At 64.1% G+C, this 17,405-nt stretch carries 14 protein-coding genes; 2 read left to right on the forward strand and 12 right to left on the reverse strand.

From position 1 onward, the window contains the following. Positions 1-168: 168 nt before the first annotated feature. The 11 genes from trpA to leuC form a co-directional block, all read right to left on the reverse strand. A complete protein-coding gene (gene trpA / locus LVD10_RS12925) occupies positions 169-978 on the reverse strand; it encodes a tryptophan synthase subunit alpha (protein WP_237063904.1) in 810 nt (269 codons plus the stop codon). 77 nt (positions 979-1,055) lie between these two features. Continuing rightward, positions 1,056-2,273: a tryptophan synthase subunit beta gene (gene trpB / locus LVD10_RS12930; RefSeq protein ID WP_370636692.1), complete on the reverse strand. Its 1,218-nt coding sequence runs from the start codon at positions 2,271-2,273 to the stop codon at positions 1,056-1,058. Between the two features lie 54 nt (positions 2,274-2,327). Next, positions 2,328-2,948, reverse strand: coding sequence for a phosphoribosylanthranilate isomerase (locus tag LVD10_RS12935; protein ID WP_232941460.1), 621 nt, complete (start codon positions 2,946-2,948; stop codon positions 2,328-2,330). Positions 2,949-3,039: 91 nt separating this feature from the next. Continuing rightward, entirely contained in the window at positions 3,040-3,921 is an 882-nt protein-coding gene (gene truA / locus LVD10_RS12940) for a tRNA pseudouridine(38-40) synthase TruA (protein WP_232941459.1), read from the reverse strand. A gap of 81 nt (positions 3,922-4,002) precedes the next feature. Beyond that, positions 4,003-7,122 (reverse strand): FimV/HubP family polar landmark protein, encoded by a 3,120-nt coding sequence (locus LVD10_RS12945; protein WP_237063906.1) that lies wholly within the window; start codon positions 7,120-7,122, stop codon positions 4,003-4,005. A 195-nt stretch (positions 7,123-7,317) separates the two neighbouring features. After that, positions 7,318-8,325 (reverse strand): Asd/ArgC dimerization domain-containing protein, encoded by a 1,008-nt coding sequence (locus LVD10_RS12950; protein WP_232941457.1) that lies wholly within the window; start codon positions 8,323-8,325, stop codon positions 7,318-7,320. A 122-nt stretch (positions 8,326-8,447) separates the two neighbouring features. Beyond that, positions 8,448-9,737 (reverse strand): hypothetical protein, encoded by a 1,290-nt coding sequence (locus tag LVD10_RS12955; protein ID WP_232941456.1) that lies wholly within the window; start codon positions 9,735-9,737, stop codon positions 8,448-8,450. Positions 9,738-9,870: 133 nt separating this feature from the next. Continuing rightward, complete coding sequence (gene asd / locus LVD10_RS12960; protein ID WP_232941455.1) at positions 9,871-10,986, reverse strand: aspartate-semialdehyde dehydrogenase; 1,116 nt, start codon at positions 10,984-10,986, stop codon at positions 9,871-9,873. Positions 10,987-11,067: 81 nt separating this feature from the next. Continuing rightward, positions 11,068-12,141, reverse strand: a complete 1,074-nt coding sequence (leuB, locus tag LVD10_RS12965) for a 3-isopropylmalate dehydrogenase (RefSeq protein WP_237063908.1) — start codon at positions 12,139-12,141, stop codon at positions 11,068-11,070. A gap of 88 nt (positions 12,142-12,229) precedes the next feature. After that, positions 12,230-12,877 (reverse strand): 3-isopropylmalate dehydratase small subunit, encoded by a 648-nt coding sequence (gene leuD / locus LVD10_RS12970; protein WP_237063910.1) that lies wholly within the window; start codon positions 12,875-12,877, stop codon positions 12,230-12,232. Continuing rightward, positions 12,877-14,316: a 3-isopropylmalate dehydratase large subunit gene (leuC, locus tag LVD10_RS12975; protein WP_237063912.1), complete on the reverse strand. Its 1,440-nt coding sequence runs from the start codon at positions 14,314-14,316 to the stop codon at positions 12,877-12,879. The genes leuD and leuC overlap by 1 nt, the downstream gene beginning before the upstream one ends. A gap of 157 nt (positions 14,317-14,473) precedes the next feature. Between leuC and LVD10_RS12980 the strand changes: the two genes are divergently transcribed. Both LVD10_RS12980 and LVD10_RS12985 read left to right on the forward strand, forming a co-directional pair. Continuing rightward, positions 14,474-15,361: a LysR family transcriptional regulator gene (locus LVD10_RS12980; RefSeq protein ID WP_232941451.1), complete on the forward strand. Its 888-nt coding sequence runs from the start codon at positions 14,474-14,476 to the stop codon at positions 15,359-15,361. Between the two features lie 111 nt (positions 15,362-15,472). After that, positions 15,473-16,210: a TIGR04219 family outer membrane beta-barrel protein gene (locus LVD10_RS12985; protein ID WP_232941450.1), complete on the forward strand. Its 738-nt coding sequence runs from the start codon at positions 15,473-15,475 to the stop codon at positions 16,208-16,210. 78 nt (positions 16,211-16,288) lie between these two features. Here the strand turns inward: LVD10_RS12985 and aroC are convergent, their stop codons facing one another. Then, positions 16,289-17,386 (reverse strand): chorismate synthase, encoded by a 1,098-nt coding sequence (gene aroC, locus LVD10_RS12990; RefSeq protein WP_232941449.1) that lies wholly within the window; start codon positions 17,384-17,386, stop codon positions 16,289-16,291. Between the last annotated feature and the right edge of the window lie 19 nt (positions 17,387-17,405).

A 17,405-nucleotide genomic window follows, 5' to 3' on the forward strand; every position in this document is an offset into this window, starting at 1 on the left:
GGCCAAAGTCATGTCCTTGGCCGGTGGCTTTGAGGACGAGAATTAAAACACTAACACCATTTCCGGGTGCAGCCAGTTCAGCCGCCCACAGGGGCTTTCTGGCCAGCCGGTCACAACTGCCGGGCGATGTGCAAACCTCTGTCACAGTTCGCCTCGCCCACCCGGGGGTCAGGCGTCCAGCGCCCGGCGAATCCCTCCCACCAGCTGTGCCACGGCATCCCGAGCTGCCGTACCGTCGGCTGCCTCGCCGATGGCCGACACGAGCACACTGCCCACCACGGCACCGTCGCCGGCCTCGCTGACCGCACGGGCAGAGGCGCCGTCGCGGATACCGAAACCCACACACAGCGGCAGGTCGGTGAAGCCGCGGATATGCTCGAGGTTCTCACGCACCGCTTCCGGGTCCAGGTTGCCCGCCCCGGTGACGCCCTTCAGCGATACATAGTAAATAAACCCGCTGGCCAGGCCGGTGATCGCACGAATACGCTCCTCGCTGGTGGTGGGGGTCAGCAGGAAGATATTGCGCAGGTTGCGCGCGCTCAGCATTTCGCTCAGGGGGCCCGCCTCTTCCGCCGGCAGGTCCACCGTCAGGGCGCCGTCGACACCGGCATCCAGCGCCGCGTCGGCAAACGGCTCCGCGCCCATTTTCTCGATCGGGTTGGCATAACCCATCAGGATCACGGGTGTGTCGCTGTCTTCCCGGCGGAATTCCCGCACCATCTCCAGGCACTTGCGCAGGGAGGTCTTGTACTCAAGGGCGCGCTCGTGCCCGCGCTGGATTACCGGGCCCTCGGCCATGGGATCCGAGAAAGGCACCCCCAGCTCGATCAGGTCGGCGCCCGAGGCCACCAGCTGGTGCATCAGCGGCACGGTGTTTTCCGGGCCGCCGTCACCCGCCACCAGGTAGGTCACCAGGGCCTTGCGGCCCTCTTCCCGCAGGCGGGCAAAACGGCGGTCGATTCGGTTGTCTTGTGTCACTCGCTCAATTCCTGTTGATCCGCGCCATCGCGGCGCCACTTCTGCAATTCTTTTCGCGGCCCGCGCCGCACAGGTCCCTAGACCTCGATGCCGTCGATAGCGGCCACGGTGAAAATATCCTTGTCGCCGCGCCCGGACAGGTTCACGACAATGTTCTGCTCCGGCGACATACCGGCGGCCAGCTTGAGGGCATAGGCCACCGCGTGGCTGGACTCCAGCGCCGGCAGGATACCCTCCTTGCGGGTCAGCATGCGGAAGGCATTGAGCGCCTCCTGGTCATCCGCCACCACATAGTCCACGCGGCCGATATCTTTCAGCCAGGCGTGCTCGGGCCCTACCCCCGGGTAATCGAGGCCGGCGGAAACCGAGTGCGTCTCGATAATCTGGCCGTCGTCATCCTCCATCAGGTAGGTGCGGTTGCCGTGCAGGATCCCCGGCACACCATCGTTCAGCGGGGCCGCATGGCGACCACTGGCCAGGCCTTCGCCACCGGCCTCGACACCATACATTTTCACGTCACTGTCGTTCAGGAACGGGTGGAACAGGCCGATGGCGTTGGAGCCACCGCCCACACAGGCCACCAGCGCGTCCGGCAACTGGCCGAACTCCTCCAGGCTCTGGGCGCGCGCCTCGCGGCCGATCACCGAATTGAAATCACGCACCAGCTGCGGGTACGGGTGCGGGCCGGCCACGGTGCCGATGATATAGAAGGTGTCATCGACGTTGGTGACCCAGTCCCGCATGGCCTCGTTCATCGCATCCTTCAGGGTCTTGGAGCCCGATTCCACCGGGATCACCTCGGCACCCAGCAGCTTCATGCGGTAGACATTGGGGGACTGGCGTTTCACATCCTCCGCACCCATATACACCGCACACTCCAGACCCAGCCGCGCCGCTACCGTGGCGGTGGCCACGCCGTGCTGGCCGGCGCCGGTCTCGGCGATCACGCGGCGCTTGCCGCTGTGCTTGGCCAGCAGCGCCTGGCCCACGGTGTTGTTCACCTTGTGGGCGCCGGTGTGGTTCAGGTCCTCGCGCTTGAGCCAGATTCGCGCGCCGCCCGCCTCGGCGGTCAGGCGCTCGGCCAGGTACAGCGGCGAAGGCCGGCCCACATAGTGCGCCAGGTCGTAGTCGAAGGCCGCCCGGAATTCCGGGTCATCCTTCAGGCTGTTGTACATCTCCCGCAGTTCATCCAGGGCACCGATCAGTGTCTCGGACACGAAACGGCCACCAAAGGGACCGAAATGCCCCTGCGCATCCGGAAAGGCTGAATAATCCACCGACTTCTTATCGCTCACTCTCACTGCTCCTGTTACCGCTGGTCCCGCAAATGGCTTTGCCGGAAGGACCGCTCAATCGTTTAACGCCTGCCGCGCCGCGGTGATAAAGGTGTAAACCCTGTCGGCATCCTTGATGCCCGGCGCCGACTCGACGCCGCCGCTCACGTCCACGCCCTGGGGGCGCGCAGTGCGGATGGCCGTGGCCACATTATCCGGTGTCAGTCCACCGGCGAGGACAATCTGCTGGCCACTGTCCTGTGGCACCCGCTGCCAGTCGAAGGACTCGCCCGTGCCACCGGGCACCCCGGGACGGTAGGCGTCCAGCAGGAATCCCCGCGCACCGGGATGCCCGGCCATGGCGGCCACAACATCCAGGTCGTCTTTCATACGCAGGGCCTTGATATACGGACGACCGAATTGCTCACAGTAGTCTGCGGTCTCATCGCCGTGGAACTGCAGCAGGTTGAGGGGCACCCTGGCCAGCACCTGGTTCACTTCATCGGCACTGGCGTTGACGAACAGGCCCACCAGGGTAAGGAACGGCGGTACCACCGCCGCAATGGAGACCGCCTGCGGCGCGGTAACATGGCGCGGGCTGCGCTCGTAAAAGACCAGCCCCAGGGCATCCGCACCCGCCCGGGCAACCATCTCCGCATCGTCCGCGCGGGTAATCCCGCACACTTTCACTTGCATCGCGTTACGCAACCGACCGGTGGTTCAAAAAATAGGGAGGAAGCGATGTTAGCAGATCGGCACCGGCCGCGAAACGCGGCCCCGGCGGCCACTAGCCGGAAACCAGGCCGCCCAGGGGCAGCGGCACCAGCATTGGACCGGGTTCGCTGGCCGGCAGGCCGAACTCCGCCGGGTACTGCACGTCCACCAGGTAGAGTCCAAACGGCGGCGCGGTAACGCCGCCGGCGGTGCGGTCCCGCGCCGCCAGCACTTCGCCCACCCATTCCGGCGGCCGCTCGCCCCGCCCCACCGCCATCAGCACGCCGGTGATATTGCGCACCATATGGTGCAGGAAGGCGTTGGCGCTGATTTCAATGACGATCAGCTGCCCCACCCTGGCCAGGTCCAGCCGGGTGACTTCCCGTACCGGGCTCTTGGCCTGGCACTGGCTGGCGCGAAAACTGTTGAAATCGTGCCGCCCCAGCAGGTACCGGGCGCCGGTGCGCATGGCTTCGAGGTCCAGCGGGTGCTGGGTCCAGGTGACCTCGGCCGCGGCCTGGGCCGAGCGTGTCGGCGCACTGTGGATCAGGTAGCGATAGCTGCGCGCGCGCGCGGAGAAACGCGCATGGAACTGCGGCGGCACTTCCTGCGCCCAGCGTACCCGCACCGCATCCGGCAACTTGGTGTTCACGCCCTGGACCCAGGCGCGCGCGGGCCGGATCGCCGCGGTATCGAAGTGAATCACCTGGTTGGTGGCGTGAACGCCGGCATCGGTGCGCCCGGCGCAGACCAGCGTCACCGGTTCGGCCGCGATCGCCGACAGGGCTTTTTCCAGGTAGGCCTGCACGGTGGCAGCGGCGGATTTCTGCTTCTGGAATCCGTGCAGGTGGGCGCCGCAGTATTCCACGCCCACGGCGATACGCCGCAGGCCCGCGGGCAGCTGCTCGCCGGGGGGCACTTCGCCATTGGGCTTGTACTGGTACTCGGAAGGCATTGGCTCTGGCCTGCAATCGGTAAAAAAATGCCATAAAAAAACCCCGCAGCCAGTGCGGGGTTTTGCCTCGCTGGCAGCGGCTTAAGAGAGGCGCTCCAGCATCTCGCGGGCCCGCGACTTGTACTCGTCACCGCCCTCCTCGGCCACCTCTGCGAGGATATCCCTGGCACCATCCTTGTCGCCCATGTCGACATACGCCTGGGCCAGCTCCAGCTTGGTGCTCAGCTCGTCACTGCCTTCCAGCAGGTTGAGTTCCGAGTCCAGGTCGCCTTCCAGGTCGAAATTCAGGTCGCCGAATCCGGCACTGCCGCTTTCAGCACCCGCCGCGGACGCAGCTGCACCACTGCCGGCCGTCTCGACTTCCGGCTCCAATGCGAGTGTAGAGGCTTCCCCAGTGCTTGCAGCTTCACTGCCCGCACTCGCCGCGTTGTCGGCGCCGGCGGAGAGCTCGCCATCGAACTCGTCCAGGTCGATGGAGTCCAGGTCCAGGCCGGAACCCATGTCGTCACCGAACCCCTCCAGGTCGTCCAGGGACAGGTCGTCGGCAGCAGCGGATTCGGTGGACAGGTCAGCACCTGTGTCCGCACTTGCAGTGTCGGTGGAGGGGCTCTCGAACTCCAGGGTTCCGAAATCGTCACCCGCAGTATCGCCTGCCGCAGGTGCGCCAGAGGAGGTGGAGCCAAACTCCAGGTCACCTGAACCGGCTTCCTCGCTCTCCTCCATCGGGGACAGGTCGAGGTCGAAATCCAGGCCACCGTCTTCCTGGCCCGCGTCCTGCCCGGCGATTTCGGCGCTGCCAAATTCATCGCTGCCGGCAGTGGTATCGGCACTGCTGAAATCATCGTCCAGGTCGAGCGACAGGGAATCCAGGGATTCCTGTTCAGCCGCTGCATCCTGCCCGGCATCGCCGGAACCCAGGTCCGCCGACATCAGGTCGTCGAAATCAAAGCTATCGTCGCTCTCACCTGCACCACTGCCAGCCTTGTCACTGCTGAAGTCGTCGCCCAGGTCCAGGTCGAGGGAGAAGTCCTCGTCGCCGCCGGCATCGGGCCCGCTGGCGAAATCACTGTCATCGCCCAGATCCATGGTCAGGTCGTCCAGCAGGTCGCTGCCGCCAGACTCCTGGCCGCCGGAGCTTTCGGCGCTGCCAAAATCACTGTTGAAGTCGCCGTCGAATGAGGAGCTCATATCGTCGAGCTGCATCGCTTCCAGGGACTCACTGGTAAAGCCATCCTCGGGCCCCTCGAAGGGGCCGGCGCCGTCGATGCTCTCACGCAGGCGCGCGGCACGGTCGGCGGCGGGGCCATCGCTGACGCTCAACAGCTGGCGGTAGTGATCGTCAAATTTGCCGATATCCTGCTGGTGCGCGTAGACCTCCAGCAGCATCAGGCGGGCATCGACATTGTTCGGGTCCTGCTGCAGGCCCGCCACCAGCTTGCCCTCGGCATCGCCGTACTGGCCCAGTGACAGGTGGATCTCGGCCTCGGACACGGGATCACCGGTATCGACATCGTCGAACTGGTCCATGTCGAAGTTATCCTGGGTCTCGAAGGACTCCACCGCGGCCAGGCTTTCATCTTTCTCGTCGATTTCCGGTGCGTCGGCGAGGGAGCGCTCGGCCGCCATCTCCGCCTCCACCTGGCGCATGGCCTCCTCTTCTTCCTTGCGGCGACGCCAGCTGACGAAACCGACGATACCCAGCAGGAGAACGCCGGCACCGATACCGATCAGCTGGATGTTTTCCATCAGGCGCTCAACCAGGGTCGGCTCCGGCTTGGTCTGCACGCTGACCACGCGATTGCGGGCATCCTCCGGTTGCGCGGCCTCCTCCGGCTCGGCTTCGGTTTCCCCGGCCTCGCTGGCGGCAACGTCACCTGTGGTTTCCCCGGCTGCCAGCTCCTCACCGGTAGCCTCTACACCATCAGACTCCGTCGCCGCAGTAGCGTCCCCAGCGGACTCCCCGGCGGCGGCCTGCACCGCAGCCATCTCCTCGTTGGAGACCTCCACCAGGCGTTCCATGGTGTCGATCTGCTCGTCGAGCTCGGAGATGCGCTCTTTCAGTTCTTCATTTTCGAGCTGGGACTTGTCCAGCTCTTCCTCGCTGACCGCGAGTTCACCCTGCAGTGCCGCACTGTCTTCGGCGCCGCTGCCGGAACCGGACTGCACAGACTCGTTGTCACCCGGCGCGGCCAGGCTCACGCGACCCTCGACGGTGTCGCTGCTACCGGCATCATCGCTCGCCGCACGCGCGTCCAGCGGTGCGCCGGTGGCCTCTTCGGCAGCACCGATACGCTGGCGCCAGGCATCGTTCTGCGATGCCACCTGCGACACTGCGTCACCGCGGGAGACCGCGCGCACTTCAGCCACTTCCGGCAACCGCAGGACCGCGCCTTTTTTCAGCAGGTTGATATTGCCATCGATAAACGCTTCTGGATTGAGGCGCTGGATTGCCAGCATGGTCTGCTGCACCGAGACATCGCCATGGGTGCGGGAATCACGGGCGATTTCCCACAGGGTCTGGTTGGCGGCCACCGGGCCGTAGACCTGGCTGCCGCCGGTCTCAGCTCCGCTCGACTGCCGCTCGAGCTCCATCGGCTCCTCGGCCGCAGGCTGCTGGGGCTGGGACTGGGGCTCAGGCTCGGGACGGGGCTCCGCTGGGGCCTCGCGGGTCGGCCGCGGGGCCTGCTCCTCAACCCGGGGACGCTGCTGTGGTGCGGGCGCGGGTTGCGGGGCTGCGGGCTGGCGACGCACCTGCTGGCGCTCGCGCTCGGCGGCGCGCACGGGTTGTTGTGCGGCGCTGCTGGAGAAAGCCGGCAGGTCCATCAGCAGTGTGTACTCCCGCAGCAGCCTGCCGCTGGGCCAGCGGGTTTCCACCAGGAAGTTCAGGAAGGGTTCGCGAATCGGGCGGTTACTGGAAACCCGGATTACCGGTTGGCCACCGGAGTGATCGACTTCGAACTTGAGATCGGTAAGCAGGTAAGTGCGGTCGACGCCGGCCCGCTCGAAATCATCGGGGTTGGCCAGGCGTACCTTGATCTCGCCATCGGCGAGACCGCGAGTCTGCAGTAGTGCAATCTGCGCTTCGAGAGGCTCATTGAGCGTCGAATTCAGTTTGATTTCACCCAGGCCGAGCGCCAGAGCCGCGTTGCCACTCAGTGCGCTGACCATACCCACAGCAAGCGCCAGCTTTCGCACACGCATATCCGATTCCCTTTATTGTTAGAATCACCGGCCCGCCAGCGGGTAAATTCCGCTCGACGCCGGTTTACTGTACAGTAAATATCCAATGAAGCGGCTGCCGCTTCGACTGCCTCTCACCGCTGGCGATTAAATCGCCACCCCCAAGCAAAGCAATGTTGAGAATACACCTTCACTATAACGGCTAAGTATTAAATATCAGTGGTTTTTTAGCAACAACTGGACAATCTGTACACAATTGATTGCCAGGTCTTTGCGCAAATTGTCGGATGCTGCACAAAAATTAATCTGCCGCCGGCTGAGCAGGCTCTGCCGCAGCCGTCCCACCAGGGTGATATCACCGCCGACGGAATCCTGTGCCGAAGGCCGCTCCTCCAGTTTCAGGCCGGTGCCGTTGCGCAGCAGTGCACGCAGCTGGTCCAGGTCCGCCTCTTCCTTCAGCACCACCCGCAGGTTGGCCAGCTGCCCGTGGAAAACCGATGCGGTATTGATACAGGCATCCACCGCAATATCCTCACCCAGCAGGCGCCGCAGGTCGTGTACCAGCGCCAGCTCCCGCAGGCTGTGGCCACTTTCCAGCAGGGCATCGCTGGAACTCAGCTGGTTGAACGCCAGCCGCTGGCCGACTTCCGGATCAATCTCCACATCCTGCGCGTTGAACATGCGAGCGGTCTGCGCCGCCATGGAATCGACCGCCGCCTTGCCCAGCGCGGACACCGGCTGGTTGAGCTGTACTTCCACCGCCTGTACACGATCCCGCAGTGGCAGCAGTGCCTCGGCCACCATGGCCGCGCCGGCGGCCGGCAGCGCCAGTACATGGCGTTCCGCGCCGGCAATGGCATTGGCATTGAGCAGCGGGTGCACCACCGCCACACTCTCGTCGCCGCGGGTATTGTCGGAGGCATCCAGCACCCAGGCCCCGGCGTCTTCTGCCGCAGCCAGCGCCGCCTGCCCGGCGGCACCGCCCTTGAGCAGCAGCACCACCTGCTGCGGGCCGAAGGCAAACTGCTCCAGCGACTGTACGGTGATGTTGCGGTTGGCGAAAACCTGCGGATCCACCTCGCTGTCCTCCTCGTCGAGCAGGCGCAGCTGCTCGGGCAGCACCGTCTTGCGTTCCTCGAGGATTTCCAGCAGTGGAGAGAAGGCGGCGTTATCCACCCCGACGATTACCAGTTCGCGGTCGGTTTCTGCGGCTTGCTCGGACATTGGATTTACTTCCAGAAATGGATTGCACTGAGAGAGGCCGCGATTATACCGATTGGCTTTTCTGTGACCAGTGAAGCAGGTCCGGCGATGCAATCCCTGGCGGCCCGCGGATACAGGATGACTCAGATAGGAAAGCGGAACCGGCCCCGGTCTCCCCCTGCCAGGCCAACGAACTCCACCGCTCCCCCGGCCTCGGTCAATGCGGCACCGGTGTAGGGGTCACGCAGCCCCGGTACCCGGACAGCATTGCCATCACGCAGGTAGGTCGCCCGGAGTACCGCACGCCGCGCACCCTCCAGATCCGCGACGCGAACCCGGTAATCGGTGTAGTTGGGGTAGCCCCAGTCATGCTCGAGCAGCCAGCCCGTCAGGTTATAGGCCCGGAGGCCATCGTCCCCCGCCAATTCCAGCGGCCCTGCCGCCACCCGCCCCGGTAACTGGGACAGGGGGACATCCAGGTAATCGATCCAGGCCACCACCTTCCGCGCATGGCGATTCATCGAGTCCTGCACCTGGAACAGTGGGCGGGCAAGTAACTTCAGGGGATCCGCCAGGTCCCGCTCACTGAGCATCAATGTGATCAAGTTTGATCCATACCGCCACTCGCCAGCCATCACCCGCGACATGGAAAGTTCACTGTCGCCGAACGGGTCACGCCAGCTTTCGGGAACCCCCTCACCGCCAGCCCCACCGGCCCGGGCCAGGCGTGCCAGCACCACGTTCCCGGACTCAAAATGCCGGCGGATCGCAGCGGCGGCGATCATCTTGGTAATCAGCAGGTCCGATTCGCCCAACAGCAAACGCCAGAAACGAAGGTCCTGCTGCAGCATGGCCCGTACCCGCGCGGCATCGCCCCGGCCGGCAGCCAAGCGGGCCTCCGACATCAGCATTTTCTGTCCGTCCATTATCGACTGGAACGGCACGAACGGGATCGATGCATTCTCGGGCACCACCCCCCGCCATGCAGGTAATGCCACCAGCAACCGGTAGCGTTCCAGGAGCCAGCGCTCCGAGTCTATCCAGCTGGCGAGCTCGCTATCCGGCGATGTCATCGCCGCCATATGGCTCTGGGCGATCTCGGCGTGGGCCGCAGCGCGATCACGGGACCGGGAATAATACTCCCCGGGTGGGTGGTCCGGACCCGCGGCACCTCTTTCGCCCGCGGCGGCAATCCAGTTGAGCCGCTTGCGCCCCCATTCTACCGGTGAGTAACCGCGGGCTATCTCGAAACCACTGGCAAACACAAACGCATTGTCTGCATCGGCGATCTCCGGCCGCTCATCCAACAGCGCACGCAGTCGCTCAGCCTCTGGCCCCGGCGGCACATCGCGTAAATTGACGACGATCAATGCGCCATAAATCGCACAGATGACTGCGAGGGAGTAAGCGACAAGCCTGGCAACGCGTTTCATTGGGGATTCTCCTGGTAGCAAGCGCCATTGCCAGCGCGCTCCCCCTAAAACTACGAAGGGCCGCAGCGGCAGTCAAATGCCACGGCGACCCTTCGGGATCACTGGCCACCCGGGCGGGCGGCGCAGTGGTTGTTTACAGCTTACCCAACAGGATCAGCAGCACGCGGCGCAGCGGCTCGGCGGCGCCCCACAGCAGCTGGTCACCCACGGTAAAGGCGTTCAGGTACTCGGGGCCCATGCTCAGCTTGCGCAGGCGGCCCACCGGGATATCCAGCTTGCCGGTCACTGCGGTCGGGGTCAGCTGCTCCAGGGTAGCCTCGCGCTCATTGGGTACCACATTGACCCAGTCATTGGCGCCGCCGATCAGCTGCTCGATGTCGCCCATGGGAACATCTTTCTTCAGCTTCACGGTGAAGGCCTGGCTGTGGCAGCGCATGGAACCGATACGCACGCAGGTACCGTCCACCGGCACGGGGCTGTCGGTACCGAGGATCTTGTTGGCCTCGACCTGGGCTTTCCACTCCTCGCGGCTCTGGCCGCTCTCCATCTGCGTATCGATCCACGGCAGCAGGCTGCCCGCCAGCGGCGCGCCGAACTCGGCGGTGGGGAATGCGCTGGAACGCATGCTCTCGGCCACCTTGCGGTCAATTTCCAGGATGGCGCTGGCCGGGTCCGCCAGCTCGCTGGCAACGCCGTCGCGGATGGCCCCCATCTGGGAGATCAGCTCGCGCATGTGCTTCGCGCCGGAGCCACTGGCAGCCTGGTAGGTCTGGGCGGAAACCCACTCCACCAGGCCTTCCCTGAACAGGCCGCCGAGGCCCATCAGCATCAGGCTGACAGTGCAGTTGCCGCCGATATAATTCTTTACACCTGCGTCGATACCGCGGTCGATAACGCCGCGGTTAACCGGGTCCAGTACGATCAGGGCGTCGTCGTCCATGCGCAGGCTGGAGGCGGCGTCGATCCAGTAACCGTCCCAGCCCTTGTCACGCAGCTGCGGGTAGACCTTCTTGGTGTAGTCACCGCCCTGGCAGCTGACGATTGCATCCAGCTCCGCCAGCGCGTCGATATCAAAGGCGTCACCCAGAGGGGCCACTTCGCGACCGATGTTTGGCGCCTTGCCGCCGGCATTGGAGGTGGAGAAAAATACCGGCTCGGCGATATGGGTGAAATCGTTCTCTTCCAGCATACGGCCCATAAGGACGGAGCCGACCATACCGCGCCAGCCAATAAAACCTACTTTTTTCATTTCAATAATCCTGTAATTCCTGTGTGTCCGGTTCGCCTGCGACCAGGCTCCTGTAAAGATGGATTGACCTTGTTATTGAAATTAGAAAGCGGCCACCACTGCTGCGCCCATTTCCGCGGTGGATACCTTCCTGCTTCCCTCAGTGTAGATATCAGCGGTGCGCAGTCCGTCGTCGAGTACCTTGCTCACGGCCTGTTCGATCGCGTCTGCGGCCTCGCCCATTCCGAGCGAGTAACGCAGCATCATTGCCGCTGACAGGATAGTCGCCAGCGGGTTGGCAATGCCCTGGCCGGCAATATCCGGTGCCGAGCCGTGGCAGGGTTCGTAGAGACCGAAGCCGGTCTCGTTCAGGGACGCCGACGGCAGCATGCCGATGGAGCCGGTAAGCATGGCCGCCGCATCCGAGAGGATGTCACCGAACATATTGCCGGTCACCATCACGTCGAACTGCTTGGGCGCACGCACCAGCTGCATGGCCGCATTGTCGACATACATATGGGTCAGTTCCACGTCCGGGTACTCCGGCGCCAGCCGGTCCATAACCTCGCGCCACAGCACGGTCACTTCCAGCACATTGGCCTTGTCCACTGAACAGAGCTTGCCGCCGCGCTTCTGAGCCGCCTCGAAGGCAGTGCGGCCGATGCGCTCGATTTCCGACTCGCTGTAGACGTAGGTGTTATAGCCCTGCTGCTCGCCGTTCGCGAGCAGGCGAATACCCCGCGGCTCACCGAAATAGATACCCCCGGTCAGTTCGCGCACGATCAGGATATCCAGCCCGGACACCACTTCCGGCTTCAGCGACGAGGCCTCGGCCAGCTGCGGGTACAGGATGGCCGGGCGCAGGTTGGCGTACAGGCCCAGGCGGCTGCGGATCTTCAGCAGGCCTTTTTCCGGGCGGATCTCGCGGTCCAGGGTATCCCACTTGGGTCCACCCACTGCACCCAGCAGCACAGCGTCGCACGCGCCGGCCTCGTCCAGGGTGGCGTCGGTGAGCGGCTCACCGGATTCATCGATGGCGGCACCGCCGATCTTGCCCCGCTTGAAGTTCAGGCCCAGGCCGAATTTCTTGTCTGCGGCTTCCAGCACCGCCACCGCCTGTTCGGTGATTTCCGGGCCGATACCGTCGCCCGGGAGGATCATGATGTTCTTGCTCACGAATCTGCCTTTTCTTGTGTGGGATACCATCGGCGGCATCCCTTTTCCCTCGCCATTCCGACCGCGGCCGGTCCGGCGGTTTAAGATTTTACTTCACTGCGTCAAACAGCCACGGCGCCTGCTCGCGGCGCTTCTCCTCGTAGGCGCGGATTGCATCCGCATCTTCCAGCGTCAGGCCGATATCGTCGAGGCCGTTCAGCAGGCAGTGCTTGCGAAACTCATCCACCTCGAACGGGATGGCGCTGCCGTCGGGCTTTACCACCTGCTGCTTTTCCAGGTCGATGGTCAGCGCGTAGCCTTCCTGCGCGTACATTTCCTCGAACAGCTGCTCCACCACCGCTTCATCCAGCACGATCGGCAACAGGCCGTTCTTGAAGCAGTTGTTGAAAAAGATATCGGCAAAGCTCGGCGCAATCACCGCGCGGAAACCGTAATCATCCAGTGCCCAGGGGGCGTGTTCGCGGCTGGAACCACAGCCGAAATTCTTGCGCGCCAGCAGCACCGAGGCGCCCTGGTAGCGCTCGAAGTTGAGCGGGAATTCCGGGTTCAGCGGCCGCTTCGAGCAGTCCTGTCCCGGCGCGCCCTCGTCCAGGTAACGCAGTTCGTCAAACAGGTTGGGGCCGAAGCCGGTGCGCTTGATCGACTTGAGAAACTGCTTGGGAATGATCAGGTCGGTGTCCACGTTGGCGCGGTCCATGGGGGCGACCAGGCCCTGGTGTTGGGTAAAGGCTTTCATCAGGCAGTCTCCCCTGCAGCTACAAACTCACGCACATCGACAAAGTGGCCGGCAATCGCCGCCGCCGCGGCCATGCCCGGGCTCACCAGGTGGGTGCGGCCACCGTAACCCTGGCGCCCCTCGAAATTGCGGTTGGAGGTGGAGGCGCAGTGCTCACCCGCGCCCAGCTTGTCGGCATTCATCGCCAGGCACATGGAACAGGAGGGCTCGCGCCATTCAAAACCTGCTGCGGTAAACACTTCGTGCAGCCCCTCTTTCTCTGCCTGCGCCTTGACCGCCTGGGATCCCGGGACAATCAGCACCTGCTTGACGCTGTCGGCTTTGCGACGGCCCTTCGCCACCGCCGCCGCCGCCCGCAGGTCCTCGATACGGGAGTTGGTGCAGGAGCCGATAAACACGCGGTCGAGCTGGATATCGCCAATCGCCTGGCCGGCACTGAGGCCCATGTATTCCAGCGCACGCTCGATACCCGCGCGGCGAGTCTGGTCCGCCTCGACAGCCGGGTCCGGGACCCGCGCATTCACCGAAGCCACCATTTCCGGCGAGGTACCCCAGCTTACCTGCGGCTCGATCTCTTCCGCCGCCAGCTCCACCACGGCATCGAAAACGGCATCGTCATCGGAATGCAGGCGGCTCCAGTTTTCCACCGCCCGATCCCACTGCTCGCCTTTCGGTGCGTAGGGCTTGTCCTTTACATAGTCCAGGGTGACCTGGTCCACCGCCACCATGCCGGCGCGGGCACCGGCCTCGATGGCCATGTTGCAGATGGTCATACGACCTTCCATCGACAGGCCCCGGATCGCCGAGCCGCCAAACTCGATGGCATAGCCGGTGCCACCGGCAGTGCCGATCTTGCCGATAATGGCCAGCACCACGTCTTTCGCAGTGACACCCGGGCCCAGCTCGCCGTCCACGCACACCAGCATGTTCTTCATTTTCTTCTGGATCAGGCACTGGGTGGCCATCACATGCTCCACCTCGGAGGTGCCGATACCATGGGCCAGCGCGCCCAGGGCACCGTGGGTGGAGGTATGGGAGTCACCGCAGACCACGGTCATGCCCGGCAGGGTGGCACCGGTCTCGGGCCCGATCACATGGACGATGCCCTGCCCCGGCTCGTTGATGCCGAACTGGACCACCTCGAAGTCGTTGCAGTTCTCGTCGAGGGTCTGCACCTGGATGCGCGACACTTCATCGCGAATACCGGCAACACCCCCGGCGCGCTCACCCGCGTGGGAGGGCACATTGTGGTCCGGTGTCGCCACCAGGGAGTCCTTGCGCCAGAGACCGCGACCGGCGAGCCGCAGGCCTTCAAATGCCTGCGGGGACGTCACCTCGTGGATCAGGTGGCGGTCGATATAGATCAGTGCGGTGCCGTCTTCGCGGCTCTTGACCAGGTGGTCCTGCCAGAGTTTGTCGTAAAGCGTCTGCCCGGCCATGGCCGTCTCTCCTCTTCTTGTGATTGGCGCAGTCTAGGCGGGGCGTTACATAACATCAATTTATATTTATTATAAGAACAAGTCGCATATGGAATGATTCTGGGGAACGCCATTGCGGCCCGGGATATCGATATTCACAACGAGTGGAGCAAGCAATTTGGAAATCCAGTGGCTGAAAGCCTTCCTGAGCATCGCCGAGCAGGGCTCGGTGTCCGAGGCCGCCGCAGAGCTGCACCTGACCCAACCCGCCGTTTCCAAGCGCCTGGCGGCCCTGGAGCAGCAACTGGGCACCCCCCTGTTCGACCGCATCGGGCGGCGACTGCAGCTGACCGATGCCGGCCGCGCGCTGCTGCCGCGGGCACGGCATATCCTCAACGAGGTCAGTGATGCCGAACGCGAACTCCGGGCCCTGGGTGGCGAGGTGGCCGGCAGCCTGCGTATCGCCACCAGCCACCACGTGGGGCTGCACCACCTGCCACCGGTTCTGAAGGCATTCAGTACCCGCTACCCGGACGTGGCGCTGGATATCGACTTTGTCGATTCCGAGCAGGCCTACGAGGCACTGATGGCGGGCGAGTACGAGCTGGCGGTGGTCACCCTGGCACTGAAGGAATACCCGAACCTGGAAGCCCGTGTCATCTGGCCCGACCCCTGCGTGGTGGTGGCGGCGCCCGAGCATCCACTGGCGCAACTGCCCTCCCTGGACCTGGCCGACCTGGCCCGCTACCCGGCCATCCTGCCGGACCTGAACACCTACACTGGCCGCCTGATCAAGCGCGAGTTCGACGCCCAGGGCCTGAAACTGACCGCCAAGCTGGCCACCAATTTCCTCGAGACCATCAAGATGATGGCCGGTGTCGGCCTGGGCTGGAGCGTGCTGCCGCAGACCCTGGTGGACGACAGCCTGGCGGTGTTACCCGTCGACAAACTGAATATCCTCCGCAACCTGGGCGTTATCAGCCATCGCGCACGCACCCTCAGCAATGCCGCCAGCGCGCTACAGCAACTGTTGCTGCAGGCCGCCGCGACGAACAAGCAGGAATAACCGGCGCAAAAATTGAGCAAGGTCACAGATTGGCCCAGAAATGTGCCCTTGACACGTTTGCAAGGGGAAAAAAATAGTAAACTGCGCGCCAATTCCAATAAGGAGGCAGCAATGAAAAAAACCAGCCTGGCCATCTGCATGGCCCTAGCCAGTGGCGCCGCCAGCGCCGACACCATCCTCGGCTTTGACGCCACTGCCGGCGTGTGGATGCCGTCCTACAGCGGCGACGTTGGCCAGGACAACTTCGATATCGAGGAATTCAGCCCGGCCGAGGACAATGTCACCTTCCTGCAGGCGGCGCTGGAGCACCCGATTCCCCTGGTGCCCAACATCATGCTGTCCCACAGCGGCATCGAGACCGATGGCGTAACCCGGTTGAGCGACTTCGTCGAGTTTGGCGATGAAACCTTCATCGCCGGTACCGAGGTTTCCTCCAATCTCGACCTGACCCATACCGATGCCACCCTTTACTATGAAATCCTCGACAACTGGGTGAACCTGGACATCGGCTTCACTGCTCGCCAGTACAGCGGCGAGCTGCAGCTGGACAGCGCCTTCCAGTCCGAGAACATCGAGCTGTCCGGCGTACTGCCGATGGCCTACGGCATGGCCCGCTTCGACCTGCCGTTCAGCGGCTGGTCCGTGATTGCCCAGGGCAATGCCACTGGCTACAACGGTGACTCCCACACGGACATCACTGCCAAGGTGCGCTGGGATTTCGCGCCGGCCCTGGACTTTGCCGTCGAAGGCGGTTACCGCAGCATGACCCTGGACCTGCAGGAGCTGGACGAACTGGAGAGCAACCTGGATATCAGCGGGCCTTATATCGGCCTGAACCTGCACCTGTAACCGGGCAGCGGGCAAACGAAAAAAGGCGGCCAACTGGCCGCCTTTTTTGTGCCCGATGGTCTGTGCTCTCGGGCCCGGTTACGCCTGGCTGCCCACCGTTACCACGCCGGGGTTCACATCCCCGTTCTGGGCCCGCTGGCGCAGTACGTGGTCGATCAGCACCAGTGCCGTCATGGCCTCGGCGATCGGTGTCGCGCGGATACCCACGCAGGGATCGTGGCGGCCCTTGGTCACCACCTCGATCGGGTTGCCGTGCGTATCGATACTCTTGCCCGGAATCCGCAGGCTGGAGGTAGGCTTGAGGGCGATATGGGCCACCAGGTCCTGGCCGCTGGTTATGCCACCCAGCACGCCGCCGGCGTTGTTGGACAGGAAACCCTCCGGGGTGATCTCGTCGCGGTGTTCGGTGCCCTTCTGCTCCACGCTGTCGAAGCCGGCCCCGATCTCCACCCCCTTGACCGCATTGATGCTCATCAGGGCATGGGCCAGGTCCGCGTCCAGGCGATCAAAGATCGGCTCCCCCAGCCCGGCGGGCACGCCGCTGGCGTGCACCGAGATGCGCGCACCGATGGAATTGCCCTCCTTGATCAGCGCCTGCATGTACTCCTCCATTTCCGGCACCTTGTCGGCGTCCGGGCAGAAGAAGGGATTCTGTCCCACCTGTTCCCAGTCCAGCTTCTCCACCCGGATCGGGCCCAGCTGGGACAGGTAGCCCCGCACCTCGATACCGTACTGCTGGCGCAGCCATTTCTTGGCGATGGCACCGGCGGCCACCCGCATGGCGGTTTCCCGGGCAGAGGAACGCCCGCCACCACGATAGTCGCGGATGCCGTATTTCTGCCAGTAGGTGTAATCCGCGTGGGCGGGACGCACCTGTTCGGAGATATTGGAGTAGTCCTTGGAACGCTGGTCGGTATTCTCGATCAGCAGGCCGATGGGCGTGCCGGTGGTCTTGCCCTCGAACACGCCGGACAGGATCTTCACCGCATCCGCCTCGCGGCGCTGGGTGGTATAGCGGGAAGTGCCCGGCTTGCGGCGGTCCAGCTCCAGCTGGATCTCCTCGGCACTGATCTCCAGCCCCGGCGGGCAGCCGTCGACGATACAGCCCAGCGCCGGGCCGTGGCTCTCGCCAAAGGAGGTGACACAAAACAGCTTGCCAAAGGTATTGCCGGACATAGATTCGCTTCCGTGACTT

The organism is Microbulbifer zhoushanensis, assembly GCF_021729055.1.
Classification (GTDB): domain Bacteria; phylum Pseudomonadota; class Gammaproteobacteria; order Pseudomonadales; family Cellvibrionaceae; genus Microbulbifer; species Microbulbifer zhoushanensis.

Bases quoted from the DNA above. Each gene is read 5' to 3' on its own strand.
- LVD10_RS12935 (WP_232941460.1), bottom strand. From the start codon at position 2,948: ATGCAAGTGAAAGTGTGCGGGATTACCCGCGCGGACGATGCGGAGATG.
- truA (WP_232941459.1), bottom strand. From the start codon at position 3,921: ATGCCTTCCGAGTACCAGTACAAGCCCAATGGCGAAGTGCCCCCCGGC.
- LVD10_RS12945 (WP_237063906.1), bottom strand. From the start codon at position 7,122: ATGCGTGTGCGAAAGCTGGCGCTTGCTGTGGGTATGGTCAGCGCACTG.
- LVD10_RS12950 (WP_232941457.1), bottom strand. From the start codon at position 8,325: ATGTCCGAGCAAGCCGCAGAAACCGACCGCGAACTGGTAATCGTCGGG.
- LVD10_RS12955 (WP_232941456.1), bottom strand. From the start codon at position 9,737: ATGAAACGCGTTGCCAGGCTTGTCGCTTACTCCCTCGCAGTCATCTGT.
- asd (WP_232941455.1), bottom strand. From the start codon at position 10,986: ATGAAAAAAGTAGGTTTTATTGGCTGGCGCGGTATGGTCGGCTCCGTC.
- leuD (WP_237063910.1), bottom strand. From the start codon at position 12,877: ATGAAAGCCTTTACCCAACACCAGGGCCTGGTCGCCCCCATGGACCGC.
- leuC (WP_237063912.1), bottom strand. From the start codon at position 14,316: ATGGCCGGGCAGACGCTTTACGACAAACTCTGGCAGGACCACCTGGTC.
- LVD10_RS12985 (WP_232941450.1), top strand. From the start codon at position 15,473: ATGAAAAAAACCAGCCTGGCCATCTGCATGGCCCTAGCCAGTGGCGCC.
- aroC (WP_232941449.1), bottom strand. From the start codon at position 17,386: ATGTCCGGCAATACCTTTGGCAAGCTGTTTTGTGTCACCTCCTTTGGC.